Annotated in this window: 25 protein-coding genes, 1 tRNA gene and 1 pseudogene; 12 read left to right on the top strand and 15 right to left on the bottom strand. The window is 68.6% G+C overall.

Features of this window, described 5'->3' with window-relative positions:
• Positions 1-2 precede the first annotated feature (2 nt).
• Positions 3-1,172, bottom strand: a complete 1,170-nt coding sequence (locus R0232_RS36605; RefSeq protein ID WP_431514131.1) for a thiolase domain-containing protein — start codon at positions 1,170-1,172, stop codon at positions 3-5.
• Between the two features lie 188 nt (positions 1,173-1,360).
• On the opposite strand from R0232_RS36605, the gene R0232_RS36600 reads away from it, so the two are divergent.
• From R0232_RS36600 to R0232_RS36570, 7 genes are read left to right on the top strand one after another with little or no spacing between them, the layout of a single operon-like run.
• Complete coding sequence (locus R0232_RS36600; protein ID WP_431514130.1) at positions 1,361-3,025, top strand: long-chain-fatty-acid--CoA ligase; 1,665 nt, start codon at positions 1,361-1,363, stop codon at positions 3,023-3,025.
• 59 nt (positions 3,026-3,084) lie between these two features.
• Positions 3,085-3,858: an SDR family NAD(P)-dependent oxidoreductase gene (locus R0232_RS36595; RefSeq protein WP_296782460.1), complete on the top strand. Its 774-nt coding sequence runs from the start codon at positions 3,085-3,087 to the stop codon at positions 3,856-3,858.
• A 20-nt stretch (positions 3,859-3,878) separates the two neighbouring features.
• Positions 3,879-4,910 (top strand): DUF7064 domain-containing protein, encoded by a 1,032-nt coding sequence (locus tag R0232_RS36590; protein ID WP_431514129.1) that lies wholly within the window; start codon positions 3,879-3,881, stop codon positions 4,908-4,910.
• On the top strand, positions 4,907-5,701 hold the full coding sequence (locus tag R0232_RS36585) for an enoyl-CoA hydratase/isomerase family protein (protein ID WP_431514128.1): 795 nt from the start codon (positions 4,907-4,909) through the stop codon (positions 5,699-5,701). The genes R0232_RS36590 and R0232_RS36585 overlap by 4 nt, the downstream gene beginning before the upstream one ends.
• A gap of 45 nt (positions 5,702-5,746) precedes the next feature.
• Positions 5,747-6,613, top strand: a complete 867-nt coding sequence (locus tag R0232_RS36580; protein WP_431514127.1) for a MaoC/PaaZ C-terminal domain-containing protein — start codon at positions 5,747-5,749, stop codon at positions 6,611-6,613.
• Positions 6,610-7,617 carry an NADPH:quinone oxidoreductase family protein gene (locus R0232_RS36575; RefSeq protein ID WP_431514126.1) on the top strand — a complete coding sequence of 336 codons (1,008 nt, stop codon included), beginning with the start codon at positions 6,610-6,612 and terminating at the stop codon, positions 7,615-7,617. Before R0232_RS36580 ends, R0232_RS36575 begins: the two co-directional genes overlap by 4 nt.
• A 28-nt stretch (positions 7,618-7,645) precedes the next feature.
• Complete coding sequence (locus tag R0232_RS36570; RefSeq protein ID WP_296782450.1) at positions 7,646-8,782, top strand: acyl-CoA dehydrogenase family protein; 1,137 nt, start codon at positions 7,646-7,648, stop codon at positions 8,780-8,782.
• Between the two features lie 37 nt (positions 8,783-8,819).
• Here R0232_RS36570 and R0232_RS36565 read toward each other — a convergent pair whose 3' ends face one another.
• From R0232_RS36565 to R0232_RS36520, 10 genes and pseudogenes are all read right to left on the bottom strand, one after another.
• On the bottom strand, positions 8,820-9,959 hold the full coding sequence (locus R0232_RS36565) for an acyl-CoA dehydrogenase family protein (RefSeq protein ID WP_398493150.1): 1,140 nt from the start codon (positions 9,957-9,959) through the stop codon (positions 8,820-8,822).
• The gene (locus R0232_RS36560) at positions 9,956-10,324 is read right to left on the bottom strand and encodes a DUF6285 domain-containing protein (protein ID WP_431514125.1); all 369 of its coding nucleotides are present in this window, start codon (positions 10,322-10,324) and stop codon (positions 9,956-9,958) included. Before R0232_RS36560 ends, R0232_RS36565 begins: the two co-directional genes overlap by 4 nt.
• Positions 10,325-10,341: 17 nt before the next feature.
• A complete protein-coding gene (locus R0232_RS36555; protein ID WP_431514124.1) occupies positions 10,342-11,346 on the bottom strand; it encodes a phosphotransferase family protein in 1,005 nt (334 codons plus the stop codon).
• Between the two features lies 1 nt (position 11,347).
• Complete coding sequence (locus R0232_RS36550) at positions 11,348-12,871, bottom strand: acyl-CoA synthetase (protein ID WP_431514123.1); 1,524 nt, start codon at positions 12,869-12,871, stop codon at positions 11,348-11,350.
• Positions 12,868-13,764: an enoyl-CoA hydratase-related protein gene (locus tag R0232_RS36545; RefSeq protein WP_431514122.1), complete on the bottom strand. Its 897-nt coding sequence runs from the start codon at positions 13,762-13,764 to the stop codon at positions 12,868-12,870. The genes R0232_RS36550 and R0232_RS36545 overlap by 4 nt, the downstream gene beginning before the upstream one ends.
• Positions 13,761-14,894, bottom strand: coding sequence for an acyl-CoA dehydrogenase family protein (locus R0232_RS36540; RefSeq protein WP_431514121.1), 1,134 nt, complete (start codon positions 14,892-14,894; stop codon positions 13,761-13,763). The genes R0232_RS36545 and R0232_RS36540 overlap by 4 nt, the downstream gene beginning before the upstream one ends.
• A 6-nt stretch (positions 14,895-14,900) precedes the next feature.
• Positions 14,901-16,085 (bottom strand): acyl-CoA dehydrogenase family protein, encoded by a 1,185-nt coding sequence (locus tag R0232_RS36535; RefSeq protein WP_431514120.1) that lies wholly within the window; start codon positions 16,083-16,085, stop codon positions 14,901-14,903.
• Positions 16,086-16,277: 192 nt separating this feature from the next.
• Positions 16,278-16,475, bottom strand: a pseudogene (locus R0232_RS36530) (tyrosine-type recombinase/integrase); the annotation flags it as partial.
• Positions 16,476-16,536: 61 nt separating this feature from the next.
• Positions 16,537-17,538, bottom strand: coding sequence for an SDR family NAD(P)-dependent oxidoreductase (locus R0232_RS36525; protein WP_431514119.1), 1,002 nt, complete (start codon positions 17,536-17,538; stop codon positions 16,537-16,539).
• Between the two features lie 55 nt (positions 17,539-17,593).
• Entirely contained in the window at positions 17,594-18,352 is a 759-nt protein-coding gene (locus tag R0232_RS36520) for an SDR family NAD(P)-dependent oxidoreductase (protein WP_431514118.1), read from the bottom strand.
• Between the two features lie 149 nt (positions 18,353-18,501).
• On the opposite strand from R0232_RS36520, the gene R0232_RS36515 reads away from it, so the two are divergent.
• Both R0232_RS36515 and R0232_RS36510 read left to right on the top strand, forming a co-directional pair.
• Positions 18,502-19,101 carry a TetR/AcrR family transcriptional regulator gene (locus tag R0232_RS36515; RefSeq protein WP_431514117.1) on the top strand — a complete coding sequence of 200 codons (600 nt, stop codon included), beginning with the start codon at positions 18,502-18,504 and terminating at the stop codon, positions 19,099-19,101.
• A 115-nt stretch (positions 19,102-19,216) separates the two neighbouring features.
• Positions 19,217-19,293: transfer RNA gene (locus R0232_RS36510), tRNA-Arg, on the top strand.
• 74 nt (positions 19,294-19,367) lie between these two features.
• On the opposite strand, the gene R0232_RS36505 is transcribed toward R0232_RS36510, so the two are convergent.
• Positions 19,368-19,784, bottom strand: coding sequence for a VOC family protein (locus R0232_RS36505; protein ID WP_431514116.1), 417 nt, complete (start codon positions 19,782-19,784; stop codon positions 19,368-19,370).
• 179 nt (positions 19,785-19,963) lie between these two features.
• On the opposite strand from R0232_RS36505, the gene R0232_RS36500 reads away from it, so the two are divergent.
• Positions 19,964-20,848 (top strand): LysR substrate-binding domain-containing protein, encoded by an 885-nt coding sequence (locus R0232_RS36500; RefSeq protein WP_208513467.1) that lies wholly within the window; start codon positions 19,964-19,966, stop codon positions 20,846-20,848.
• A 39-nt stretch (positions 20,849-20,887) separates the two neighbouring features.
• Here the strand turns inward: R0232_RS36500 and R0232_RS36495 are convergent, their stop codons facing one another.
• On the bottom strand, positions 20,888-21,286 hold the full coding sequence (locus tag R0232_RS36495; RefSeq protein ID WP_431514115.1) for a GlcG/HbpS family heme-binding protein: 399 nt from the start codon (positions 21,284-21,286) through the stop codon (positions 20,888-20,890).
• On the bottom strand, positions 21,279-22,055 hold the full coding sequence (locus R0232_RS36490) for an SDR family oxidoreductase (RefSeq protein ID WP_431514114.1): 777 nt from the start codon (positions 22,053-22,055) through the stop codon (positions 21,279-21,281). The genes R0232_RS36495 and R0232_RS36490 overlap by 8 nt, the downstream gene beginning before the upstream one ends.
• 85 nt (positions 22,056-22,140) lie before the next feature.
• Here R0232_RS36490 and R0232_RS36485 point away from each other — a divergent pair, with 85 nt between their 5' ends.
• A complete protein-coding gene (locus R0232_RS36485) occupies positions 22,141-23,052 on the top strand; it encodes a LysR family transcriptional regulator (RefSeq protein WP_431514113.1) in 912 nt (303 codons plus the stop codon).
• A 51-nt stretch (positions 23,053-23,103) separates the two neighbouring features.
• Here the strand turns inward: R0232_RS36485 and R0232_RS36480 are convergent, their stop codons facing one another.
• On the bottom strand, positions 23,104-24,003 hold the full coding sequence (locus R0232_RS36480) for a LysR family transcriptional regulator (protein ID WP_431514112.1): 900 nt from the start codon (positions 24,001-24,003) through the stop codon (positions 23,104-23,106).
• 141 nt (positions 24,004-24,144) lie between these two features.
• Here R0232_RS36480 and R0232_RS36475 point away from each other — a divergent pair, with 141 nt between their 5' ends.
• Positions 24,145-24,867 carry a hydrolase gene (locus tag R0232_RS36475; protein WP_431514111.1) on the top strand — a complete coding sequence of 241 codons (723 nt, stop codon included), beginning with the start codon at positions 24,145-24,147 and terminating at the stop codon, positions 24,865-24,867.
• The last annotated feature ends 28 nt before the right edge of the window (positions 24,868-24,895 follow it).

The following is a 24,895-nucleotide window of genomic DNA, read 5'->3' as shown; positions in this document are numbered from 1 at the left end:
CTTCAATTCCTTTCGAGGATCAGGGTGGCGCTGCCGTGGCGCGAGCCGAGCAGGCCGCCCGTGCCCTGCGCGAGCGCGAGGCCGCAGCCGGGGACCTGTACTTTCGGATGCGCCTCGCCGCGCAACTGGCGCACGGCCTCGATCACCTTGGTGATGCCACCGCGGTTGGCAGGATGGTTGTTGCACAGGCCGCCGCCGTCGGTGTTGAACGGCAGCTTGCCGACGCCCGCGATCAGGTTGCCGTCGGCCACGAAGCGGCCGCCTTCGCCCTTGCGGCAGAAGCCCAGGTCCTCGAGCTGCATCAGCACGGTGATGGTGAAGCTGTCGTAGATCGATGCGTACTGGATGTCGGCCGGCGTCACGCCCGCTTCGGCGAACGCGATCGGGCCCGAGACGGCGGCGCCCGAGTAGGTGAGGTCGAGCTGGCCATTGGCCTGGCCCTTCACGGTCTCGCCGGCGCCGAGCACGCTGACCACGGGCCGCGCGAGCGAGCGCGCGATCTCGGGGCGCACCACCAAGAGCGCGCCGCCGCCGTCGCTCACGACGCAGCAGTCGAGCTTGTGCAGCGGGTCGGAGATCATCGGCGAGGCCAGCACCTCCTCCACGGTGACGGGATCGCGCAGCATCGCGTTCGGGTTGTGCTGCGCATGCGCGGCGGCGGCGACCTTGATCCAGGCGAGCTGCTCGCTGGTGGTGCCGAACTCGTGCATATGGCGTGCCGCGGCCAGCGCGTACATGTTGACCGTGACCGGTGCATAGGGCATTTCCCAGGCCACGTCGGGCGTGGCCGCGGTCACGTTGCGCGGGCCGGTGCCCACGCCGCTGGCCTCGCTGCGCGGACGTCCCGCGAGCGTGATCAGCGCCACGTTGCACTTGCCCGCGGCGATGGCCTGCGCGGCATGCGAGACCTGCACCAGGTAGGCGGAGCCGCCGGTGTCGGTGCTGTCGACATGGCGCACCTTGAGGCCGAGGTAGTCGACCATGCTCAGCGGGCCCATGCCCGGCGCGTCGCCCGCGCAGAAATAGCCGTCGACGTCCTGCAGCGACAGGCCGGCGTCGGCCAGCGCGCCGCGCGCGCATTCGGCATGCAGCTGCGGCACCGTCTTGTCGGGCGCCTTGCGCGTGGGGTGTTCGAAAGCGCCCGCGATGCAGGCCTGTCGCTTGATGCTCATTCCAATGGCTCCGTGTGATCGCCCGTTGCGGGCTCGGGGTGCGTCGCGCCGGCCGGATCGTCGCCGTCCCGCCTTGACGCTGTGTCGCGAGGCTGATTATCATTGGTTCAACCAAAATAAATCAACAGGCAAATCGGCAGCGCCGTCCCGCGCGATGCCGCGCCCGGCGAAGACCAAGGACGACAGCCATGACCCCGCACGACTCCAAGCACTGGCCGCGCGCCCTGCCGCGCGACATCGACGTTCCGCCCACCAACCTGTGCGCGAACCTGCTGGTGTCGGCCATGCGTTCTCCACAGCGCGCGGTGGTGGTCGACGATTTCGGCAGCCTGTCGTACGCGGCGCTGGTGGAGCAGGTGGAGCGCATCGCCGCCTTCCTGCAGAACGAGCTGGCGGTGCGGCTGGGCGACCGCGTGCTGCTGTACCTGCCCAACGGGCGCGGCTGGATCGCAGCCTACTTCGCGATCCTGCGGATCAACGCGGTGGTGGTGCCCGTGAACCCGATGAACAAGCGCGACGAGCTGCCGCACTACCTCGAGGACAGCGAAGCGGTGGTGGCCTTCTGCGGCGCCGACAACGTGGCGGAGCTGCTGGCCGTGCCGGGCGCGCACCGTTTGCGCCGCGTGGTGATCGTCGGCAAGCCGGGGCCGGCGGAGGAGCCGGTGGAGGCGGCCGAGGGGCCCGACAACGCATCGGGTGCATCGCGCACCATCGGCCTGCGCCGCGTGCTCGCGGCGGCCGCCGCGCCCGCCACGGCGCTCGAGCACCTGCCCGATGCGCTGGCGCTGATCCTCTACAGCTCGGGCTCCACCGGCGTGCCCAAGGGCTGCATGCACACGCACCGCACGCTCAACGCCAGCACGGTCGCGGTCGCGCACTGGATGGGCATGGTCCCGCACTCGGTGCAGCTGGTGGCGCTGCCGTACTTCCACATCACCGGCATGCAGAACCTGCTGAACGCGCCGATCTACGGCGGCGGCACGCTGGTGCTGATGAAGCGCTGGGACCGCGACCAGGCCGCGGCGCTGATCGCGCGGCACCGGGTCAGCCACTGGACGGCGATGCCGACCATGGTGATCGACTTCCTCGCGAGCCCGCGGCTGGCCGAATACGACCTGAGCTCGGTGCGCCGCATCGGCGGTGGCGGCGCGGGCATGCCCGAAGCCGTGTGCGAGCGCCTGAAGCAGTTGACCGGCCTCGATTTCCTCGAGGGCTACGGGCTGTCGGAAACGGCGCATGTCTCGGGCAACCCGCCGCAGGCCTTCAAGCGCCAGTGCCTGGGCATGCCGCTGTTCGGCACCGACCTGCGCATCGTCGACCCCGAGACCCTGCGCGAGCTGCCGCCCGGCGAGGTGGGCGAGATCGTGATGTCGGGCCCCCAGGTCTTCACGGGCTACTGGCGCAACGAGCAGGCCACGCGCGCGGCGCTGCTGGAGATCGACGGGCGGCGCTTCGTGCGCAGCGGCGACCTCGGGCGGCGCGACGAGGACGGCTACTTCTTCATCGTCGACCGGCTCAAGCGCATGGTCAATGCCTCGGGCTACAAGGTCTGGCCGGCCGAGGTCGAGGCCATGCTGCACGAGCATCCGGCCATCGCCGAGGCCTGCGTGATCGCCGCGCACGATCCCTACCGCGGCGAGACCGTGAAGGCGGTGGTGGTGCTGCGCGAGGCGCATGCGGGCCACGTGCGCGAGGCCGACGTCATCGAATGGGCGAAGCAGAAGATGGCCGCCTACAAGTACCCGCGGCTGGTCGAGTTCGTGCGCGAGCTGCCCAAGTCGCCGACCGGAAAGATCGCCTGGCGCCAGCTGCAGGACGCCGAGCGCGCGAAGGCCGCGATGGCGTCCGCCTGAGCGAGCCGCAGCGCCATATACCCCCAGTTCAACCTCTATCCATCATCCAACGGAGACCTATGCAGAACCTCGTCAATCTCGAAGGCCGCACCATCGTCGTGACCGGCGCCGGGCAGGGCATCGGCAAGGCGATCGCGACGCTCGCCGTGGAGCTCGGCGGCAACGTCGTCGCGCTCGACCTCAATCCCGACACGCTGGGCACGGCGATGTCGGCGCTGCCCGCCGGCCGCGTGCAGCAGGTGGTGGGCAGCGTGACCGACGCGGAGCTCGCCGCGCGCGCCGTCGCCGAGGCCGTGGAGCGCTTCGGCGGCGTGCACGGCCTGGTGAACAACGCCGGCATCACGCGCCCGGCCATGATCGAGAAGATGACGCCGCAGCAATGGCAGGAGGTGATCGACGTGCACCTCACCGGCACCTTCTACTGGCTGCAGGCCGTGGGCCGCCACATGGTGGCGCGCGCGAAGGCGGGCGACAGCAGCGGCGGCGCCATCGTCAACATCTCCTCCGACGCCGGCCGCAAGGGCTCGATCGGCCAGGTCAACTACGCGGCCGCCAAGGCCGGCATGCTGGGCGTCACGATGACGGCGGCACGCGAATGGGGCCGCTACAACATCCGCACCAACTCGATCTGCTTCGGCGTGGTCGAGACCCCGATGACCGAGGTGGTGCGCGGCGAGAAATTCCGCGACGGCATGCTCGCGCAGATTCCGCTGGGCCGCTGGTCCACGCCCGAGGAGGTGGTGAAGACGGTGTGCTTCCTGATGTCGGACGCGGCCTCCTACATCACCGGCCAGCACCTGGGGGTCAACGGCGGCTTCCACATCAGCCTGTAGGTACGGGGCGAACCATGTACATGCCGCCCCATAGCAAGCTGCGGCTCGATCCGCAGGACGAGTACAACCACGTGCCCGAGGCCGTGTCCAACTACAACGAGAGCGCGTACTTCAATGCCTTCGACAGCGCGCGCGGCATCGGCGCCTGGATGCGCCTGGGCAACCGGCCGCACGAGGGGCATGCCGAGCTCAGCTGCTGCGTCTACCTGCCCGACGGGCGCGTGGGCTTCATGCACCAGCGGCCGAAGATCGAGCACAACGAGACCCTGGACGCGGGCGGCATGCGCTTCGAGGTGGTCGAGCCCTTCAGGCACCTGCGCGTGCGCTACGAGGGCGAACTGCTGCTGATGGACGATCCGCATGCGATGGCCGACCCGAGCAGCGCCTTCAAGCGCTATCCCAAGCGGCCCGCCTCGATCGCGCTCGACTTCCGCGGCGTTTCGCCGATGCACGGCGGCGAGATCGTCGCGCTCGACGGCAGCCCGATCGCGCTGGACCCCGAACATGCGGTGTACCGGGGCCACATCGAACAGAACATGGCGGTGGCCGGCCACATTGCGGTGGATGGCCAGCGCTTCGAGATCGCGGGGCACGGCTACCGCGACAAGTCCTGGGGTCCACGCCACTGGCACAGCTTCTATTGGTACAAGTGGCTGCCCGTGACCTTCGGCGACGACTTCGGTGTGCTGCTGTCGATCAAGGGCCGCAAGGGGCAGCCCAACCACGTGAGCGGCAACGTGCTGCGCGACGGCCGCTACGAGCCGGTGATCGACGGGCGCATCGAGACCGACTACGACGCGCAGCACTATCCGCGCGCTTTCACCGCGCAGGTCCGCACGGCCGAGCGCAGCTACACCCTGACCGGGAAGGTCGGCGCGCTGGTGCCGCTGCGGCATCGCCGCGCGGCCGGCGGCGCCGGCGACTACACGCGCATCACCGAGGGCATCACCGAGTACCGCTGCGAAGGGCGTAGCGCGCTGGGCATGTCGGAGTACTGCGACCTGATGGTGGACGGCGTGCCGATCTCGGTGCGCGAGGCGGTGGCGCGATGAAGACGCTCGACTACCGGCTCGACGATGGCGTGGCGACGCTCACGCTCAATCGCCCCGAGGCGAAGAACGCACTCGATCCGACGATGGCCGACGAGCTCGGCGAATGCCTCGCCGCGATTCGCGCCGACGAGTCGGTGCGGGTGCTGGTGCTCGCCGGCGCCGGCGGCGCGTTCTGCGCGGGCGGCGACGTCAAGGCCATGGGGCAGGGCGGACCGCGTACGCCCGAGCAACGGCGCGCCGGCTTGGCGCGCTACACGCGCATCTGCACCGAACTCATGGCGCTCGATCGCCCGGTGATCGCCGCCGTCGACGGCGTGGCCTACGGCGCGGGCTTCAGCCTGGCGCTGATGTGTGACATCGTGCTGCTCTCGGAACGCGCGCGCCTGTGCATGGTGTTCCAGCGCATTGGCCTCGTGCCCGACATGGGCGCCTTCTACACGCTGCCGCGCGTGGTGGGGCTGCAGCGCGCGAAGGAGCTGATCTTCTCGGCGCGCGAGATCGATGCGGCCGAGGCGCTGCGCCTGGGCCTGGCGATGGAGGTCGTGCCCGCCGAGGCGCTGGCGGCGCGCGCGCAGGCGATCGCGCGCAGCTTCGCGGGCGCTTCGCCGGTGGCGATGAGCATCGCCAAGCGCGCCTTGCAGGCTTCGCTCGGCAGCGATCTCCAGACGCTGCTCGAGATCGAGTCGTCCGGCCAGGCGCTGGCCTCGAACAGCGACTACGCGAAGGAGGCGGTGCGGCGCTTCGCGGCGCGCGAGCCCGCGCAGTTCCGCTGGCCGCCCGCCGCTGCGTGAAGCGCGGCGACCCGATAGATCCACGACACGACAAGGCAAGCGACGATGTTCGACTATCAGAAGGCCCGCGACTGGCAATCCGGCGAGGTGCGCCACGACTACGCACCGAGGGACACCATGCTCTATGCGCTCGGTCTCGGTCTGGGCGCCGATCCGCTCGATGAGCGGCAACTGCGCTTCGTCTACGAAAAGGAACTCGCGGCGCTGCCGACCATGGCTGCGGTGCTCGCTTCGCCGGGCTTCTGGATGCGCGAGCGGCGCGAGATCGGCATCGATTTCATGAAGCTGGTGCACGGCGAACAGGCGCTGCGCCTGCATGCGCCATTGCCGCCGTTGGGCACGGTGCTCGGGCGCACGCGCGTGACGCGCGTGGTCGACAAGGGCGAGGGCAAGGGCGCGGTGCTGCATGTGGAGAAGGAACTGGCCGATGCCGAGGGCCGGGCGCTCGCCACCGTCGAGAGCGTGTACTTCCTGCGCGGCGACGGCGGCTTCTCCCAGGCCGACGGGCGCAGCGACGAAGCCGCCGCGCCGGCGCCTGCCACGCCCGAGGGCGCGCCCGAACACGTGCTGGACCTGCCCACGCGGCCCGACCAGGCGCTGCTCTACCGGCTCTCGGGCGACCTCAACCCGCTGCATGCCGAGCCGGCCTTCGCGGCCAAGGTGGGCTTCGCGAAACCGATCCTGCACGGCCTCGCGACCTGGGGCATCGCGGGCCGGGGCCTGCTCGAGGCGCATGCCGGCCTCGATCCGGCGCGGCTGGTGGCGATGCGCGCGCGCCTGTCGGCACCGGTCTATCCGGGCGAGACGATCCGCCTCGAGAGCTGGCGCAACGGCAACGAGGTGGCGTTTCGCGCACGCGCGCTCGAGCGCGACGTGCTGGTGCTGACGCACGGCCGCGCCGAGCTGCGATGAAGGCCTGGCGCGTCGAGGCGATCAGCGATCCGGCCGGCCTGCGCCTCGCCGACGTTCCCCCGCCCGAGCCGGCCGCCGACGAGTACCTCGTGAAGGTCGAGGCGGCGGGCCTCAACTTCCTCGACACCCTGCTGGTCGAGGGCCGCTACCAGGTGCGACCCGCGCTGCCGTTCACGCCCGGCATGGAGGTGGTGGGCACCGTGGTCGGCGGGGCCGAGGCGGGGCTGCGCGTGGCGGCCGCGACGCCGTCCGGGCGCTTCGGCGGCTTCGCGGAGTACGCGCTGGTGCCGCGCGCCGAGGCGGTGGTGCTCGAGGCCGACGTGCCGCCCGGCGTGGCGCTCGCGTTGCGCGGCAACTATCCCACCGCGCTGTACGCGCTGCGCCATGCGGGCCGCCTGGCCGCCGGCGAGACCCTGCTGGTGCATGCGGGCGCGGGGGGCGTGGGCAGCGCGGCCGTGCAGTTGGGCAAGGCCATGGGCGCGCGCGTGATCGCCACGGCGGGCAGCGATTCCAAGCGCGAGCTCTGTCGCGCGCTGGGCGCGGATGCGGTGGTCGACTATGGCGACGCCGGCTGGGTCGATGCGGTGCGCGCACTCGCGCCGCGCGGCGTGGATCTCGTCTTCGATCCGGTGGGCGGCGAGGTCGGTGCGCAAAGCGCGCGCTGCCTCGGCTTCGGCGCGCGGCTGCTGGTGGTCGGCTTCGCGGGCGGTGCGCTCACGCAGTTGCCGGCGAATCGGCTGCTGCTCGCCAATGCCTCGGCCATCGGCGTGCTGTGGGGCGAGGTGCGCAAGCGCGAGCCGGCCCTGGCGAGCCGGCTGGCGCAGGAGATCCGCGACTGGTGGCGCGAAGGGCGTCTGCGCCCGCTCGAGGCCACGGCCTTCGACTTCGTGCGACTGCCTGAGGCGCTGGCCGCCCTGGCGCAGCGCCGCACCTGCGGCAAGGCGATCCTCACGATGTCCCTGTTGTCGCCGACGGAACGTGCAGGATCGAATGCGCTTGCGTAGAATCAATGGTTCTACCAAAGGAGACATGATGGACTTCAACCTGCCCGCCGACGCCGAGGAGATGCGCGTCGCCACGCGAGACGCCGTCGACGCCTTGCTCAAGCTCGAACCGCGCTACCACGAGACCGGGGAGGTGCCCGAGCAGGTCGAGAGCACCCTGCGCGAGATGGGCTTCTACGGCATGGCGATCCCCGAGGCCTACGGCGGCATGCCGGTGGACCACCTCACGAGCGTGGCAGTGCAGCTCGAGCTCGCGCGGCTGCCGCCGCAGTTCTGGCCCTTCGTGCGCTCGGCCATCGGGCCCGGCGTGCACATCATCGTGGACCATGGCAGCGAGGCCCTCAAGAAGAAGTGGCTGCCCGAGATCGCCTCGGGCCGCTCGCGCAACTGCATCGCGATCACCGAGCCGCATGCGGGCTCCGACGCGGCGCGGATGCTGACCTCCGCGAAGCGCGAGGGCGACCACTACGTGCTCAACGGCACGAAGACCTTCATCTCGAACGCCAACCACGCGCACTCGATCACCGTGCTGGCCTCGACCGACCGCGCGGCCGGCAAGCACGGCATCTCGGCCTTCCTGCTCGACACCACCACGCCGGGCTTCGAGGTGGCACGCACCATGCCGACCATGGGCTGGATGGACGACAGCCTCTGCGAGATCACCTTCACCGATTGCCGCATCCCGGTGGAGAACCTGCTGGGCGAGGAGGGTCGTGGCCTCTCGTACGCGATGTCGGGGCTCAACGAGGGCCGCCTCAACGTGGGCTGCCAGGCACTCGGCCCGGCGCAGATCGCGCTCGACGAGACCATCGAGCACGCCCGCACGCGCGTCACCTTCGGGCAGGCGCTGGCCGAGCATCAGGCGATCCAGCACATGATCGCCGACATGGCGATGGACCTGCATGCCGCGCGTATGGTGCTGTTCGAGGCCGTGTGGCGCGCCACGCGCGGCGAGGATGCGCGCATGAAGGCCTCGATGGTGAAGGTGATCTGCACCGAGGCGGCCTGCCGCATCGCCGACAAGGCGCTGCAGATCTTCGGCGGCTCGGGCTACTGCCGCGGCACCATCGTCGAGCGCGTGTACCGCGACCTGCGCGTGCTGCGCATCTACGAGGGCGCCTCGGAGATCCACCGCAACATGATCGCGCGGCAGTTGCTGGCCTGAGGCGAGGCCGGGGCGGGCGCGACGCCCGCACCCGGCTTCACCGCATGAGTTCGCGTGCGATCACCACGCGCTGGATCTGGTTGGTGCCTTCGAAGATCTGGTTGAGCTTGGCGTCGCGCATCATCTTCTCGACCGGATAGTCCCTCACGTAGCCGTAGCCGCCGAAGACCTGCACCGCGTCGGTCGTGACCTTCATCGCGACGTCGCTCGCGAAGCACTTGGCCATGCTCGCGAACTTGGGCAGCGCGGCCCAGTCGCCGGTGTCGGCCAGGCGCGCGGTCTCGTAGACCAGGCAGCGCGCGGCCTCGATCTGCATCGCCATGTCGGCCAGCATGAACTGGATCCCTTGGAACTCGATGATGGCGCGCTTGAACTGGCGCCGCTGCTTGGCATAGGCCAGCGCCGCATCGAGCGCGCCCTGCGCCAGCCCGACCGAGGCCGCGGCGATGGCGGGGCGGTTGAGGTCGAGCGCGCGCATCGCCGAGCGGAAGCCCTTGCCCTCCTCGCCGAGGCGGTTCTCGGCCGGCACGCGCACGTTGTCGAGGTAGATCGGCACGTTGATCGTGCCCTTCATGCCCATCTTTCGCTCGTTGCGCCCGAAGCTCAGGCCCTGGCTGTTCTTCGCGTCGACGATGAAGGGGCTGATGTCGTCGGCGCCGCCGCCTTCGCCGGTCTTGGCGAAGACCAGGATGTAGTCGGCACGGCTGCCGAAGGTGCACCACTGCTTCTGGCCGTTGAGCACGTAGCTGTCGCCGTCGGCCACCGCGCGCGTACGCATGCCGCCCACGTCGCTGCCGCAGTCGGGTTCCGACAGCGCGATCGCCGTCACCGTGCGGCCCTCGGCCAGGAGCGGCAGGAAGCGTTGCTTCTGTTCCTCGGTGCCGAAGTGCATCAGCGGCAGCGCGAACATGGTGTTCATGCCGGCCATCAGCGCGCACGACTCCGACACGCGCGAGATCTCCTCGCGCGCGATGCAGACCATCGTGAGGTTGGCGCCGGGGCCGCCGTAGGCCTCGGGCACCCACAGCTGCAGCAGTCCCATGTCGCCGTAGATCGGGATCAGCTCCTCGGGAAAGCGGTCGTTCTCGTCGATCTCGGCGGCAATGGGCGCGACATGGCGCTCGACCATGCGGCGCACGCTGTCGCGGAAGGCGATCTGTTCTTCGGTGAAGTTCATGGGGGGAGGTCCTTGGTGATCCAGCGGGGGTTGTTGATGGCCAGCGCTTCGGCCAGCGCGGCGCGCAGGTGCGTCGCGACGCCGGGCGCGTCGGGGTCGAGCCGGCCGTCGCGCAGCGCATCGGCCAGCGCGAGGGACGGGGGGGTGGGCGTGGGCGCGTCCTGCAGCAGCGCGAGCAGACGCTCGCGCGCCGCCGCGTCGTGCGCGGCGCCGAGCCGCAGTTCGCGCTCGACGATGCGCAACACGTTGATCGCGATGCGGGTCTGGAAGCGGTGGTAGCCCTCGAGCGAGGGCATCAGCTCGTCCTCGAGATAGCGCGCGGTCGCCGCGAGCAGGGTGGGGGCGGGCGGGACGCTGTCGGACATGGCCGCGGTTCCTTTGTTCAGTGCTCGACAAGCTGGAAGAAGTCCCACAGCGGCTCTTCCATGCGCCGGCCCACGGCGCACAGCTCGAGGCTCGCGGGCGTGCCGTCGTCGCGGGTGGCGAGGCCGCGGCGCACGCAGCCGATGGCCCACTTGAGGTTGGAGAAGGCCTCCCAGAAGCGCACGCGCGCGGGATCGACCGGCGCGCCGCCCGCGCGTTCGTAGGCCGCGTAGAGCGCCTCGCGCGCACCGAAGCCGCCGACCTCGGGCGCGGCGCCGAAGCGCCAGGTCCGCATGCACAGCACGCCGAGGTCCTGCATCGGATCGCCGCGGCGCGCGATCTCCCAGTCGAGCACGCAGCGGATGCCTTCGGGTCCGACGATCAGGTTGCCGGTGCGGAAGTCCGCGTGCACCAGTGCGTCGGTATCGTCCGCGGGCAGATGGCGGCGCACCCATTGCAGCGCGAAGTCGAGCGCGGGATGACGGAAGCCCGTGGCGTCGAGCAGGCCCGCGTACACCGCGAGTTCCTGCGCGGGCGAGAGCCGCTGCAGGAAATCCAGCCCGGTGGTGGGCATGCGATGGATCGTCGCGAGGATCCGTCCGGCCTGCTCCGCCATCGCGGCGCGTGCGCCGGCATGCGCGGGGTCCGAGACCAGCTTGCGTCCCAGCGTCTCGCCTTCCACATGCTCTGTGATGTAGCCGCGCCCGAGGCCGTCGTGCAGGTCGAGGATGGCGCGCACCCTGGGCGCCGGCACGCCGTGGCTGCGCGCGGCGATCATCAGCCGCGCATCGTCGGCGGCATCGAGCTTGGGTGCCGACGATTCCTTGTTTTCGGGTGTGGCCGCGGGTGCCTGCTGCAGGATCAGCGCAAGCCGGCCGTCGGCGGTCGCGAGCTCGAAGGACCAGGTGGTCTTGGTCGCGCCGCCCGTGAGGCGGCGCAGCGCCTCGACGCGGCCGTGCAGTCCCGCATGGCGGCCCAGCGCTGCGGCGAGCCGTTGCGCCATCGCTTCCGTGGCGGGTTCCATCTCAGATCCTGCGGCCGGCGCCCTGCCAGAACGGGTCGCGCAGGCGGCGCTTGAAGATCTTGCCGCTGTCCTCGCGCGGCAGCGCCGCATGGAAATCGATGCGGCGCGGGACCTTGTACCGGGCCAGCCGCTCGGCGAGGAAGGCGCGGATCGCTTCCGCATCGGGCGCGGCGCCGGGCATGCATTCGATGGCCGCAGCCAGCGATTCGCCCATCTCGTCGTCGGGGATGCCGAACACCGCGCAGTCGCGCACCGCGGGGCATTGCAGCAGCACGGCCTCGATCTCGGCCGGATAGATGTTCACGCCGGCCGAGATCACCATGTCGGCTCGGCGATCGCACAGGTAGAGGTGGTCGTCCTTGACGTAGCCCACGTCGCCGCAACTGATCAGCCCGTCGCGCTCGACCTCGCGGCGCTTCTCGGGATGGTTGTGGTACGTGAAGTCGGCATAGGCCGGCACGCGCACGAAGATCTCGCCGATCTCTCCCGGTGCGACCAGGCGGCCGTCCTCGCCGTAGAGCGCCATGCGCGCGCCGGGCGTCAGCCGGCCCACGCTGCCCGGAAACTCCAGCCAGTCCTGCGGCGTGCTCAGCGTGGCGGTGCCGACCTCGGTGCCGCCATAGGTCTCGTACACCACCGGTCCCCACCAGTCCATGAGCGCGCGCTTGGTCTCGGGCGCGCAGGGCGCGCCGGTGTGGGTGACCCAGCGCAGCGAGCCGAGGTCGTAGCGGCCGCGCACCGCCTCGGGCAGCTTGAGCATGCGCACGAACATCGTGGGCACGGCCACCATGTGGCTGATGCGGTGGCGTTCGATCGCGGCGAGCACGGCCTCGGGATCGAACTTGGTCTGCATCGCCAGCAGCTCGCAGGCCGGCAGCGCCTGGCGGGCGTAGGCATTGGGCGAGGCGTGGTACAGCGGCCCCGCGATCAGCGCGCGCACGCCGGGCTGCAGGCCGTACACGCTGCGCAGCAGCTCGACATAGGCGCGCGCCTGCTCGGGCGTGGCGGCCTCGCGTCGCACGCCCTTGGCGCGGCCGGTGGTGCCCGAGGTGTAGATCATGGTGGCGCGGCTGCGCATCGGCGGACCGTCCCAGGGCGCGAAGCCCTCGAGCCAGGCGTTCCATTCGAGCGCATCGGTCGATGGCGCGGCGTCTTCCTCGGTCAACGAGAAGGCGCGCATTGCCTCGGGTGGCGTCGGTACTGTCACGACGATGATGTCCGCGGGGATGCGGTCGCGCACCGGTGCGAGCAGGTCGGCATGGCCCACGAGGACGCGCGGGCGCGCGTCCTCGACGATGTAGAGCACCTCCTCGGGCTTGCCGTGCCAGTTGATGGGCACGGCGTAGGCGCCGAGCGCGGCCGCGGCCTGCTGCGCCTCGAGGAAGGCGAAGTCGTTGCGCAGCAGCAGTGCCACCGCATCGCCTTCGCGCACGCCGAGCGCGTCGAGGCCGCGTGCGGCCTGCGAGGCGCGGCGGGTCAGCAGGTCGCGCGCCATGGCGCGCCCGTCGAGGATCACCTGGCTCATGTCGTCGTGTCTCCGGTGGGGGCGAACGGCGGCTCCGTCCACCAGGGGTAGGGCGCGGGCATGCCGGTGCTGACGGCATCCGGAAAGCGCGCGGGCCGCTTCTCGCGGAACGAGGCCACGCCCTCGGCCGCGTCGGCCGAAGCGCCACGCGAGCGCAGCGCGGCGCTTTCGACGCGATGGGCCTCCATCGGATGCGGCGCGCCGAGCATGCGCCACATCAGTTGCCGCGTCAGCGCCACCGACACGGGCGCCGCATGCGCGGCGATCTCGGCGGCCAGCGATTGCGCGCGCGCCAGCAGCTCGCCGGGCTCGCACAGCTCGCTCACGAGGCCGCCCGCGCGGGCTTCCTCGGCATCGAAGACATGGCCGCCCATGCTCCATTCCAGCGCCTTCGAGATGCCGGCCACGCGCGGCAGGAACCAGCTCGCGCAGGCATCGGGCACGATGCCGCGGCGCGCGAAGACGAAGCCGAAGCGCGCGTCGCGCGAGGCGATGCGGATGTCCATCGGCAAGAGCATCGAGGCGCCGATGCCGACGGCCGCGCCGTTCACGGCGGCGATCAGTGGCTTGGTGCTCGCGAACAGGCGCAGCGCGAGCACGCCGCCGCCATCGCGGCCCGGTTCCTCGCCGGGTTCGGTGTCGCGCGCGGCCGCGGCCGGGTCGAAGGCCTGCGCGCCTTCCGACAGGTCGAAGCCGGCGCAGAAGGCACGGCCCGCGCCGGTGATCACGATGGCGCGCACCGCGTCCCGCGCATCCGCGAGGTCGAGCGCATGGCAGAGCTCGCGACGCATCGCACGGGTCATCGCGTTCATGCGCTCGGGGCGGTGCAGCGTCAGCGTGAGCACCGGGCCCGACAGGTCCCAGCGCAAGGTCTCGAAAGTGGGACCGCTCATGCCATCGCCGCCAGCCGCGCCGACTGCGCGTCGACATCGCCGAAGAGCTGATCGAGCAGCGCGAGGCGGCGCAGGCAATGGCCCACCGCGTATTCCTCGGTCATGCCGATGCCGCCATGCAGCTGGATCGCCGCGTGACACAGGCTGCGGCCGTGGCGGCCGATCATGAGCTTGGCGCGCGCGAGGTCGGCGCGCGCGCCGGGCGCGGCTAGATCGTCGGCGGCGACCGCCGCCACCAGTGCCATGCTGCGGCACATCTCGAGGCTCACGAGCATCTCCGCCGCGCGGTGGCGCAATGCCTGGTTCTCGCCGATCAGGCGGCCGAACTGGCGGCGCGTCTTCAGGTAGTCGACGGCCAGCCGGTAGGCCGACTCCATGAGGCCGACGGCATCGGCGCAGACCGCGGCGGTGCCGGCGGCCAGCGTTCCCTCGAGCGCGCGCAGCGCGGTGGCGGCATCGTGCGGATCGTGCAGCTGCAGCGCGGTGGCGGATTCGAAGCGCAGCTCGCCGGCCGGCGTGTCGTCGATCAGGCGATGGGCGCGGCACTGCACGCCCGGGTCCTCGGCATCGACCAGGAACAGGGCGAGGCCCTGCGCATCGTCGGGCGCGCCGGCCACGCGCGCGCTCACCACGACATGGTGAGTGGCCGTGGCATGCAGCACGTTGCATTTCGCGCCGTCGAGCCGCCAGCGCTCGCCATCGCGGCGCGCGACGGTCTCGATCCACAGGGGAGCATGGTGCCCGGCCGCTTCGTCGTGGGCCCAGGCGAGGCGGACTTCGCCGCTGGCCACGCCGGGCAGCAAGCGCGCCTGCAGGGCGTCGTCGCCCGCGAGCCGCAACGCGGTGGCGCCGAGCACGACCGAGGCGAGGAAGGGCTCGAGCGACAGCGCGCGGCCGAGCTCCTGCATCACCGGCAGCAGGTCGACGGCGCCACCACCGAAACCGCCATGCGCCTGCGGCAAGGGCAGGGCGGTCAGGCCCAGCTCGGCCAGCTGCCGCCACACCGCTTCGCTCCAGCCCGCGGGCGTGGCCGCGATCGCGCGGCGCTGCTCGAAGCCGTAGACATCGCCGAGCAGACGCGAGAGGCTGGCCTGCAGCGCCTGCTGCTCTTCATTCAGTTCGAAGTTCATGCGGGCCTATCCCAGGATCGTCTTGGAAAGAATGTCCTTCTGGACCTCGCTCGTGCCGCCGTAGATGCTGGCCGCGCGGCTGTAGAAGTAGCGCATCGCCAGCGGTCCGGCCCAGTGCTCGGCGCCGGGCCCGTCGTGCGCGCGGCGCTCCATCGCCGCGGGGCCGGCGATGCGCTGCAGCAGCTGCGCGATCTCCTGCTGCAGCTCGGTGCCCTTGAGCTTGAGCACGGAGGCGAAGCCCGGGTTCTTCTGCGCCGTGTCGCTCGACAGCAGGAAGCGCCAGTTCGTGACCTCGAGCGCGCGGATCTCGGCGTCGAGCATCGCCATCTCGGCGCGCAACCGCGGGCTGTCGAGCAGCGGCCGGCCGGCCTGCGTGAGGCGGCCGGCCAGTTCGCGCGCATAGTCCAGCCGCTCGCGGCACAGGCCCACGTTGGCGATGCCGGTGCGCTCGTTCATCAGCAGGTACTTGGCGCAGTCCCAGCCGCGGCCTTCCTCGCCGACGAGGTTGTCGACCGGCACGCGCACCGCGTCGAAGAAGACCTCGTTGAGATGGTGCTGGCCGTCGATCGAGGTGATCGGGCGGATCGTGATGCCGGGGCTGCGCAGGTCGATCAGCAGGAAGGAGATGCCGTGCTGCTTGCTGCCCGTGCCGTCGGTGCGCACCAGCGCGAACACCCAGTCGGCCAGATGCGCGGTGGTGGTCCAGATCTTCTGGCCGTCGACGACGTAGTGTTCGTCCTCGCCTTCGCCTTCCCGCCTGGCCGAGGTGCGCAGCGAGGCCAGGTCGGAGCCTGAGCCCGGTTCGGAGAAGCCCTGGCAGAACCAGAGGTCGAGGTTCGCGAGCCGGGGCATGAAGAAGCGCTTCTGCGCCTCGGTGCCGAACTTCAGCAGCACCGGCCCGAGCATGCCCACGTTGAACACCTGCGGCAGCGGCGCGGGCGCGCGGAACAGCTCGTCGAGCAGGATCAGCCGCTCGGCCTGGCCGAGCTCGGCGCCGCCGTATTCACGCGGCCAATGCGGCGCGGCCCAGCCGTTCTCGTTGAGGATGCGCTGCCAGGTGACGGTGTCCTGCTTGCGCGGCGGATGGCCCAGGCGCAGGCGTTCGCGGATGTCGGCGGGAAGCCGGTCCCTGATGAATCGACGGACCTCGTTGCGGAAAGTGGCTTGATCGGGGGGCGTGTCTAGATCCATCGGGCGAAGCGCTGGTGGCTGAGAGTGGGCTCGGGCCATCATATGCCGGACTTCTTATTGGATCAACCATTGAGTTTAGGGTCGATATCCTCGCGACACCGATCCGGTGAATTCATCCAATGAGTGTTATGTAAAATAAATGATTCTGTTGGTGGGTGTGCTTCTGGCCCGTTTGGCCGTGAAGCTCAGCAATCAGTCCCGAGACGGAAATGCTTCGTCGATCTGCCGTGAACGCGCGACTTCATCGGCGTGCAGGTAGACCGACGTGGTCCGCAGGGAGGCGTGCCGCAGGTTGTCGCGAACGATGGTGAGCTCGGCCCCCCGCGCCAGCGCGTGGGTCGCGTGCGTGTGACGCATCCAGTGCGGACTGGCGAGGCGGAGCTTTTCGGCGAGCGGGCCAGCGAGGGCAAGGCCACCTTGGCCGTCTTTGCGCCCTTGCCCATGAGATGCATTACGTACCGATCGTACCGATGGGCACGGCACCTGCAATCCGATCGGCCTGAAGTGCCTGTGTCCTGGCCCAAAGTTGCTCGGCGCGTCCAGCGTCGAGTGCATAGGACCTGACACCGTCGGCAAACGGATTGGGCGAATCGTTCACCGGAGCGACGGCACAGTCCTCGAGATAGCGGCCTCCTATCTCGTCCGGGTCGGCGACGACCACCGCCCAGACCGAAGTCGCGGCTGCCTGTCCGACATCTTTCAGTTGCCCTGGGGGAAGACCTGCTTCAGCACGCGCCTTGCCCACGGTTTCGAACAGGCCTTGCAATTGCTCCGCAGAGAAGTTGCGCGGCAGTTCGGTCAGGCTGTTGCCGGGCATCACCGCAGCCGCCCGGACGCCACGATGGCGATGTCGCTTGTCGAACGCCACCGCAAACAGGGTCTCCGCCGTCTTGGATCGACCGTACGCGACGAACGGGTCGTAGGGCTGTTGCGAGAAGTTCGGATCGTCGAGGTCCACATCGGCAACGCGGTGCGCTTGGGACGACAACATGACCAGGCGACCGTTGTCGACGAGAAGCGGTTCGACCCGATGGATCAGAACGAAGTGACCCAGGTAGTTGGTCGCGAACTGGATCTCGAAGCCATCGTCCGTCAGACCGAACGGCGTGGCCATCACGCCGGCGTTGGCAATGATGGCGTCGAACGGACGACCGTCGGCGAGCAGTCTGTCGGCGCTGGCGCGCACGCTTCGCAGGGAAGCGAGATCGAGTTCGCCCAGCTCGAAGCTGCCTCCGGCCTGCAACGCCGCATTGCGCACCGATGCCGTTGCCGCCTGGGCCTTGGCCAGGTCCCTCACCAGTCCCACAACGCTGGCGCCGCGCGAGACGAGCGTACGCGCGGTCTCGACACCGATCCCCGCCGATGTCCCCGTGACGAGGAAGCGCTTGCCCTTCAGATCGACATCCGCCAGCACGTCTTGGGCGGTCGATTTCGCATCAAATTTCCTGCTCATATCTTGGTTCTTGCACGTTGTTCAGTTCGAATTTCATTGGCCGAGCCGCTGAAGCTCAGACGGCCAGGCCGCCGGCCACGTCGATCACGCTGCCCGTCATGTAGGCGCCGTTCGGTCCGACCAGGAAGCAGACCAGGGCCGCCACTTCCTCGAGCGTCGCAATGCGGCGTATCGGATGCAGATTCAGGAGCGCCTCCGGCACTCCGTCGCCGAGGACCTCGGCCGCCATGTCGGTCGGCATGACGCCCGGCTGCACGACGTTGACGGTGATGTTGCGACCGCCGAGGTCGCGCGCCACGCCCTTCGCATAGCCGACCAGGGCCGCCTTGCTTCCCGCGTAGTCGGCTGCCCCGGCGAACGGAACATGGGTGCCCAGCAAGGAGCCGATGAAGACGATGCGCCCGCCATCGGAAAGCACCGGTGCCGCCGCGCGCGTGGTGGCCACCGTTCCCATCACGTTGACCTGCCACTGCCGGTCGAGGTTGACCGTGTCGAGTGCGGGATCGTCGACGGTCTTGCCTTGCACGGCGATGCCGGCGTTGTTGACGAGGATGTCGATCCGGCCGAAGTGCGACAGCACCTGGTCGACCATGGTCTTCGCTGCGGTCGTGTCGGCCTGGTCGCTTTGGATGGCCAGGGCCCGAACGCCCTTGGCTTTCAATTTCTCCACCACCGCATTCGCCTTTTCCTCAGAGGCCACGTAGGTGATCGCGATGTCGGCGCCAAGGTCGGCCAACGCTTCCGCGGTCGCGGCACCCAGCCCCCGCGAACCGCCAGTGATGAGGGCAAGCTTGCCCTTCAAGAATTGCTGCATGACATGCTCTTTCGAAGACAACCGGGCGCCGTGTCCCGGGCATCGGGAATTCATAACGATCGGTATCGTAACGAACGATATGGAAATGGACGAGGAGCGTCAAGCGGTTTAATATCGATCGTTACGAAAAAACCAAGGTGGTGTGACCGATGGGACGTCAGCGCGAATTCGATGTGGAGCAGGCACTGGACGCCGCGCTGACCATGTTCTGGCGCAAGGGCTACGAGGGCACCTCGTACACCGATCTGACGCAAGCCATCGGCGTCGAACGCCCGGCGCTCTATTCGGCGTTCGGCAACAAGGAAGCCCTGTTCCGGCAGGCGCTAGAGCGCTACTACGCCCACTACCTGGCGTTCTTCCCCGCCGCGCTCGAGTTGCCGACCTCGCGCGAGGTTGCCGCGCACATCCTCTACAACACGGCGGAACTGAACACCCGCGACCCCGAACGCGCCGGTTGCCTGGCGATACACGGCGTGCTGGCCGGGTCGGACGACGCGGAGCCGGTGCGTCGAGCACTGGTCGAGGCCCGTGCCGCCGCTCAAGCGACGTTGCAGGAGCGCTTCGAGCGCGCCAAGCGCGAGGGTGACCTGCCCTCCGATGCGAAGTGCGATGCGCTGGCGGCCTATGTCTGCGCCGTGTGCCACGGCATGGCAGTGCAGGCCAAGGCGGGCTTCAGCCGCGAAGTGCTGGAGGCCGTCGCCGATCAAGCGCTTGCCACCTGGCCAGGCAGCGGCCGGTCCTCGGGCTGATAGTCGCAGGGGTGACGGCGAATCCTCGCTGGGCGCCAGCCGCCAGATCGTGGGCGTGGTGCACGGCCAGCCCGCGAGGGTAGGTGCCGATTTCCGGGCTATAATCGAAGGCTTCGCGGCTGTAGCTCAGCTGGATAGAGTACTTGGCTACGAACCAAGGGGTCGTGGGTTCGATTCCTGCCAGCCGCACCAGAATTTCGGTTCTAGAACCACGGGTTAGACGCTCAGGCGTCTGGCCCGTTTTTCTTTGGGCGCGACCTTCCCGGCTACTTGGCAAACAGCATCTCGATGTTGGCGAACGCCTTGATCTCGATCGCGTTGCCCGACGGATCGAGGAAGAACATCGTCGCCTGCTCGCCCGCTTCGCCCTTGAAGCGGATGTAGGGTTCGATGATGAACCGGATGCCGGCGGTCTTCAGCCGGTCCGCCATCGCGTCCCAATCGGCGCGCGGAAGCACGATGCCCATGTGGCGCACCGGAACGCCCTTGCCGTCTACATCGTTCTTCTGCGCGACTCCGGCCTCCTCGGGCGAGAGATGGGCCACGATCTGGTGGCCGTAGAAATTGAAGTCGATCCAGTCCGGAGAACTGCGGCCCTCGGGGCAGCCGAGGGTCTCTCCATAGAACCGGCGCGCGAGCGCGAGGTCATGCACGGGAAACGCGACATGGAACGGCGACAGCATCGCGGGGTTGGTGCGGGGGGCAAGCATCGGGGTCCTCGGTGTGGTTGTACAGGCTCGAACGATAGGCATGCCGATGCAATAAAAAAAGCAATTAATATTGCGGTTTTAGACAAATAATTTTTGTATGAAGCCGAGAGGCCCGGGCTCGCCCCGGTGCTCGAGAACAGCAGATCGCTTCCATGATCCGAGAACTGAAGACCCTTCTGGCGGTCGCGAGCGAGGGCACCTTCTCGGCCGCCGGCGACAAGATCGGACTCACCCAGTCGGCCATCAGCGCCCAGATGCAGCGCCTCGAGGCCGAGGTGGGCCACGACCTCTTCGACCGCGCCGGCCGCACCGCCCGCCTCAACGATCGCGGGCACCAGATGGTCGGCCAGGCCGAGCAGCTCATCCGCATGTATTCGGACCTGTGCGCCGGCAACATCGGAACGCCGACCTCGTTCCGGTTCAGCATCGGCTCGATCGCTTCGGCGCAATCGCACCTGCTGCCCGAGGCGATCGCGCGCTTCCATCGGCAGTTTCCGGAGGTCCGGACCCGGCTGGTGCCGGGCCTCTCGATGGACCTGGCCCAGCTCGTCGATGCCGGCGAACTCGAGATGGCGATCGTCATCCGACCGCCCTTCTCCCTGCACAGCGACCTGAGATGGACCACGCTGGCGCAGGAGCCCTTCCGGCTCATCGTTCCGAGGGATGCGCCGGACATCGGCTGGCGGGAACTCCTCATGACGCTCCCCTTCATCCGGTACGACCGCGCATCGCTGGCCGGCCGGCAGGTGGACCGATTCCTGCGACGCGAACATATGGCCGTGAGGGACGTCTGCGAAGCGGACGAACTCGAGGCGCTGGTCCGTCTGGTCGCCCTGGGGCTGGGCGCGTCGCTGGTTCCGCAGACGATGCGCAACCGGCGCTGGCCCGCCGCGGTCCGCGTCATCGACCTCGAGGAAGACACCTTCCATCGGGACATCGGCCTGGTTCATCGCAGCAAGCGCAACATGAACGAAGCCTCGCGCGCGCTCGCGCACCTGATCACCGATGCCTATGGCGCGGTGCCGCCCGAGGCTTGAACGCGAGGGCATCGGCGCCTGCATGCCCTCTCGCGTCGATCACGCCACCGCCGCGCGTGCGAGTGCCGCATCCTGATCGGGTGTTCCGCCGGACACACCCAGCGCACCGATCAGCACACCGTCGCCATCGAACAGCGGCAAGCCGCCGCCCATCAGCAGCAGACCGCCCGCGTGGATGTGGTCGAAGTGCGGCGCCGGTACCCCCACCTGCAGCGGCGCATTCAGCGCTTCGCTCGGCATCCTGAACATCACGGAGGCGCGGGCCTTGGCGATGGCCAGTTCGCTCGAGGCGAGCCACGCATCGTCCATGCGCGAGAAGGTGACGAGGTTCGCGCCGCGGTCGAGGACCGCGAACACCGCGTTCACGCCGGCCTCTTGTGCGGCCTGCCGGCCCCGGGCCACCACGCGGTGGGCATGGTCGATGGCGATGTCAGGCATTCTGCGACCACTCCGTCGCCTGCCACTGCCTGGCGGCATCGATCGTCGCCAGCGGACGCATCGTGCGGTAGAGGTGCTCGTCGGCGGGAATGATCTCGACCATGGCGTCGATCATTTCCTGCGGATCGGCCTGATCGAGCAGGCTCCCGCTGAAGTCGGGCATCGGCACGACCGCCTTGTCGGCGTCGTACCACTGCACGAAGCTCTCGGCCCCGGTGTCGTTGAAGCCGGTGCCGAAGACGCCGGGGTTGACGGTCGCGACCTTGATGCCGAGGGGCGCGAGTTCCGCTTTCATCGATCCGGCAATGGCTTCGATCGCGTGCTTGGTCGCGCAGTAGATGCCGAGGAAAGGCACCACCAGGATGCCGCCCATCGACGAGGTCCACACCACCTTGCCCGAGCGGCGCGCCACCATCCTGGGCAGGATGGCCTGCACCAGCTGCAGATGCCCGAACACGTTGATGTCGAACGACTCGCGCACGCGCTGCATCGGGATGTCGGCGATCGAGCCGCCCTCCATGACGCCGGCGTTGAGCACCAGCACGTCGGGATCGAAGGAGCCCGCGTGTGCGATGTCGATGCCGTCGAGCAGGTTGAGCTTGATCACCTCCATCTCGACCCCGGCGGCGGCGGCATCCGCGCGCAGGCCGCGGACCTGCGGCCAGGTTTCAGCGGCGGCCACCACCTGGTGGCCTTGCCGGGCCAGTTCGATGGCCGAGCCGCGGCCGAAGCCCGAGCTCGCACCCGTGATCAAGATCTTCTGGGACATGGTTCGAATACCTTTCGTGTGACTGTGCGAGCCAGTCTAGGAAGGCCATACCATTCGGACAATCCCACCAACGCTTGTTGCTCCGATGAATCCCGTTCATCAATTCAAGGGCTGCGATCTGTTCGCCTTGAATGTCTTTCTTTCGGTCGCGACGCATCGCAGCTTTCGTGCTGCGGGCCGGGAGCTGGACATCACGGCATCAGCCGTCAGCCACTCCATCAAGACGCTCGAGCAGCGCCTGGCCGTGAGACTGCTGAACCGGACCACGCGCAGCATGTCGTTGACCGATGCCGGGGAGCGGCTGGCGGTCAAGCTGCGGCCCAGCTTGTCGTCGCTCACGCAGGCCTTGCAGGAGGTCGACGAGTTCCAGCACACCCCGAGCGGCACGATACGCATCAATTCCAGCGAAGGCGCGGTTCGCCTGGTGCTGCGGCCCCTGCTCGCGCGCTTCGTGCGCACCTATCCGCAGGTCCATCTCGACATCGTCTGCGACGGGAAGCTCGGCGACGTCGTGGCCGACGGCTTCGACGCGGGCATTCGCCTGTTCGAAGCCGTGCCGCAGGACATGATTTCGGTACGCGTGGGCGGGCCGGTGCGTTTTGCGGCCGTTGCCTCGCCGAGCTACCTCGCGGCACGCGGTCGGCCTGCCGTGCCGCAGGACCTGCACCAGCACGACTGCATCCGGTTCCGTTTCGAGAGCGGTGCCCTCTATCGCTGGGAGTTCGCCCGCCATGGCGTCGAGGAGAGCATCGACGTCAAGGGGCCGATCACCCTCACCGACCAGCCGCTGATGGTCGATGCCGCGATCGAGGGCATCGGCATCGCCTTCGTGCCCGACCACCTCGCCTTGGAGGCATTGCGCGACGGCAGGCTCGAACGCGTGCTGGATGAATGGTGTCCCGCCTATCCGGGCCTGTGTCTCTACTATCCCGGACACCGCCACGTCTCCGGTGCCTTGCGTGCCCTGATCGACATGGTGCGCGACGGGTCCTCGTGAGGACCTCCTTCGCTCAGGAATTCATCCGCACCGGAATTCCTGACCGACGTTTCAATTCGAAAAACTCGAGTGCTCGACTATTTTCTCGACGAACGCGATGAATGCCCGGACCGTGGAGGGCACGTGTTGCCGGGTCGGATAAATGACGGAAAGCGCCAGGTCGGAAGCCTTCCAATCGGCCAGCACCTCTTTCAGCGCCCCGCTGCGCAAATCCTGGTCCACGAGGTAAATGGGTACCAGCGAAATCCCCATGCCCGCCAGAAGAATTTCCCGGATCGCCAGGCTGTTGTTGGCCGAAATTCCGCCGCGCACCGATACGACCGATTCGGTATCGGCACGCGTGAATTGCCAGCGTTGCGGCTGGAGCTTCATCGTATAGACGAGGCAATCGTGCCTGGCGAGGTCCGGCGGTTCGAGAGGAATTCCGCGGGCGGCTAAATAGGCGGGAGACGCGACAACCGCATGTCGAATGGTGGCCAGACGCCGGGCCACCATCGAAGAATCAGCAAGCTCCGATATTCGAAGCGAGACATCGATGCCGCTTTTGACGAGATCCGATTTGGCGTCGTCGAAAACGATTTCCAGCTCGATATTCGGATGGGACAGGCGAAAGCTCGCCAGGGCGGGCAGCACATGCATGAGCCCGAAGCTCATGGGCACGCCCGCGACGAGCTTGCCCGTCGCCTCGTCCCGCTTCGCATGCAATTCCATCTCCGCGTCGCGAATCGACCCGAGGCCCTCGCGAACCTTTCGGTAGAACTGCAGGCCTGCCGGGGTCAGCGCCACGGAGCGCGTGGTGCGGTGCAGGAGCCTGGCCTGCAGTTGCTCCTCGAGCCACTTGACGCGGCGGCTCGCGACCGAGCGGACGATGCCGAGTTTCTCCGCGGCCGCGGCAAAGGATCCGCTTTCGACGACGGCAACGAATATTTCCATGGAAGCAAGGCGATTCATGCGCGGTTGAATTTATAGAAAAAATCCCGGCCCGGAGAATTGATTGTTGCTGCTCGGCGAATGATCAAATCGCGTGACGGCAACGATGCGAGCCGTCGGCACATGCAGAATCCGCAGCTCTGAAATCGCTAAAGGTTTTCCATGATCAATCGCTTCAAGAAAAGGGCCGCGATCGCCCTCCTCGCCTTGTTTTCCTTTGGCGCGGCAATTTCCAATGCCGCCGAGTCGAGCGCGCAACCGCGGCCCGTCTACGATCAATTGACACCGGAAAACAGCCAACTCCTGCTGATCGACTACCAGCCGCAGTACGCATTTGCAACGCAATCCATCACCATCGATGCGCTGCTGAACAACGCCACGGCGCTGACAAAGGTGGCACAGGCTTTCAAGCTCCCGACGGTCATCACGACGATCACCGCAAAAGCCTATGCCGGGCCCACGTTTCCTCAAATCCAATCCGCCGCACCCGATGTCTCGGTGATCGACCGGACGCCCATCAATGCCTGGGCCGAGCCTCGCGTGCGAGATGCCCTCAAGAAAGCGGGCCGCAAGAAATTGATTATTGCCGGCCTGTGGACGAACAACTGCGTCATGCTGCCGGCCTTGGCGGCGCTCAAGGAAGGCTATGAGGTCTATGTCGTCACGGACGCCAGCGGCGACCCGGATGCCGCCTCGCACGAGCGCGCGGTGCAGCGGCTGGTGCAGGCGGGGGCGGTTCCGATCACCTGGCTGCCGGTGCTTCTGGAGCTGCAGGCCGACTGGACGCGCGACGTCACCAACGGCCAGGTCGGCAAGATCATCAACGAGCATGCGGGGGCGATGGCGACGGGTGCTTTCTACAAGCAATTCGTCCAGAAGCCCTGAAACGGGTCGGCACACGAGAAGCTGCCGC

It is taken from the genome of Variovorax sp. DAIF25, assembly GCF_050711835.1.
Lineage (GTDB): Bacteria > Pseudomonadota > Gammaproteobacteria > Burkholderiales > Burkholderiaceae_C > Variovorax.
Note: the sequence above shows the minus strand (reverse complement) of the source record. Positions and strands in the feature narration are given on the sequence as shown.

Bases quoted from the DNA above. Each gene is read 5' to 3' on its own strand.
- R0232_RS36550 (WP_431514123.1), bottom strand. From the start codon at position 12,871: ATGAGCCAGGTGATCCTCGACGGGCGCGCCATGGCGCGCGACCTGCTG.
- R0232_RS36535 (WP_431514120.1), bottom strand. From the start codon at position 16,085: ATGGATCTAGACACGCCCCCCGATCAAGCCACTTTCCGCAACGAGGTC.
- R0232_RS36475 (WP_431514111.1), top strand. From the start codon at position 24,145: ATGATCAATCGCTTCAAGAAAAGGGCCGCGATCGCCCTCCTCGCCTTG.
- R0232_RS36540 (WP_431514121.1), bottom strand. From the start codon at position 14,894: ATGAACTTCGAACTGAATGAAGAGCAGCAGGCGCTGCAGGCCAGCCTC.
- R0232_RS36565 (WP_398493150.1), bottom strand. From the start codon at position 9,959: ATGAACTTCACCGAAGAACAGATCGCCTTCCGCGACAGCGTGCGCCGC.
- R0232_RS36600 (WP_431514130.1), top strand. From the start codon at position 1,361: ATGACCCCGCACGACTCCAAGCACTGGCCGCGCGCCCTGCCGCGCGAC.
- R0232_RS36520 (WP_431514118.1), bottom strand. From the start codon at position 18,352: ATGCAGCAATTCTTGAAGGGCAAGCTTGCCCTCATCACTGGCGGTTCG.
- R0232_RS36590 (WP_431514129.1), top strand. From the start codon at position 3,879: ATGCCGCCCCATAGCAAGCTGCGGCTCGATCCGCAGGACGAGTACAAC.
- R0232_RS36505 (WP_431514116.1), bottom strand. From the start codon at position 19,784: ATGCTGTCGCCGTTCCATGTCGCGTTTCCCGTGCATGACCTCGCGCTC.
- R0232_RS36490 (WP_431514114.1), bottom strand. From the start codon at position 22,055: ATGTCCCAGAAGATCTTGATCACGGGTGCGAGCTCGGGCTTCGGCCGC.
- R0232_RS36560 (WP_431514125.1), bottom strand. From the start codon at position 10,324: ATGTCCGACAGCGTCCCGCCCGCCCCCACCCTGCTCGCGGCGACCGCG.
- R0232_RS36605 (WP_431514131.1), bottom strand. From the start codon at position 1,172: ATGAGCATCAAGCGACAGGCCTGCATCGCGGGCGCTTTCGAACACCCC.
- R0232_RS36500 (WP_208513467.1), top strand. From the start codon at position 19,964: ATGATCCGAGAACTGAAGACCCTTCTGGCGGTCGCGAGCGAGGGCACC.
- R0232_RS36515 (WP_431514117.1), top strand. From the start codon at position 18,502: ATGGGACGTCAGCGCGAATTCGATGTGGAGCAGGCACTGGACGCCGCG.
- R0232_RS36580 (WP_431514127.1), top strand. From the start codon at position 5,747: ATGTTCGACTATCAGAAGGCCCGCGACTGGCAATCCGGCGAGGTGCGC.
- R0232_RS36570 (WP_296782450.1), top strand. From the start codon at position 7,646: ATGGACTTCAACCTGCCCGCCGACGCCGAGGAGATGCGCGTCGCCACG.
- R0232_RS36575 (WP_431514126.1), top strand. From the start codon at position 6,610: ATGAAGGCCTGGCGCGTCGAGGCGATCAGCGATCCGGCCGGCCTGCGC.
- R0232_RS36585 (WP_431514128.1), top strand. From the start codon at position 4,907: ATGAAGACGCTCGACTACCGGCTCGACGATGGCGTGGCGACGCTCACG.
- R0232_RS36555 (WP_431514124.1), bottom strand. From the start codon at position 11,346: ATGGAACCCGCCACGGAAGCGATGGCGCAACGGCTCGCCGCAGCGCTG.
- R0232_RS36545 (WP_431514122.1), bottom strand. From the start codon at position 13,764: ATGAGCGGTCCCACTTTCGAGACCTTGCGCTGGGACCTGTCGGGCCCG.
- R0232_RS36485 (WP_431514113.1), top strand. From the start codon at position 22,141: ATGAATCCCGTTCATCAATTCAAGGGCTGCGATCTGTTCGCCTTGAAT.
- R0232_RS36495 (WP_431514115.1), bottom strand. From the start codon at position 21,286: ATGCCTGACATCGCCATCGACCATGCCCACCGCGTGGTGGCCCGGGGC.
- R0232_RS36525 (WP_431514119.1), bottom strand. From the start codon at position 17,538: ATGAGCAGGAAATTTGATGCGAAATCGACCGCCCAAGACGTGCTGGCG.
- R0232_RS36595 (WP_296782460.1), top strand. From the start codon at position 3,085: ATGCAGAACCTCGTCAATCTCGAAGGCCGCACCATCGTCGTGACCGGC.
- R0232_RS36480 (WP_431514112.1), bottom strand. From the start codon at position 24,003: ATGAATCGCCTTGCTTCCATGGAAATATTCGTTGCCGTCGTCGAAAGC.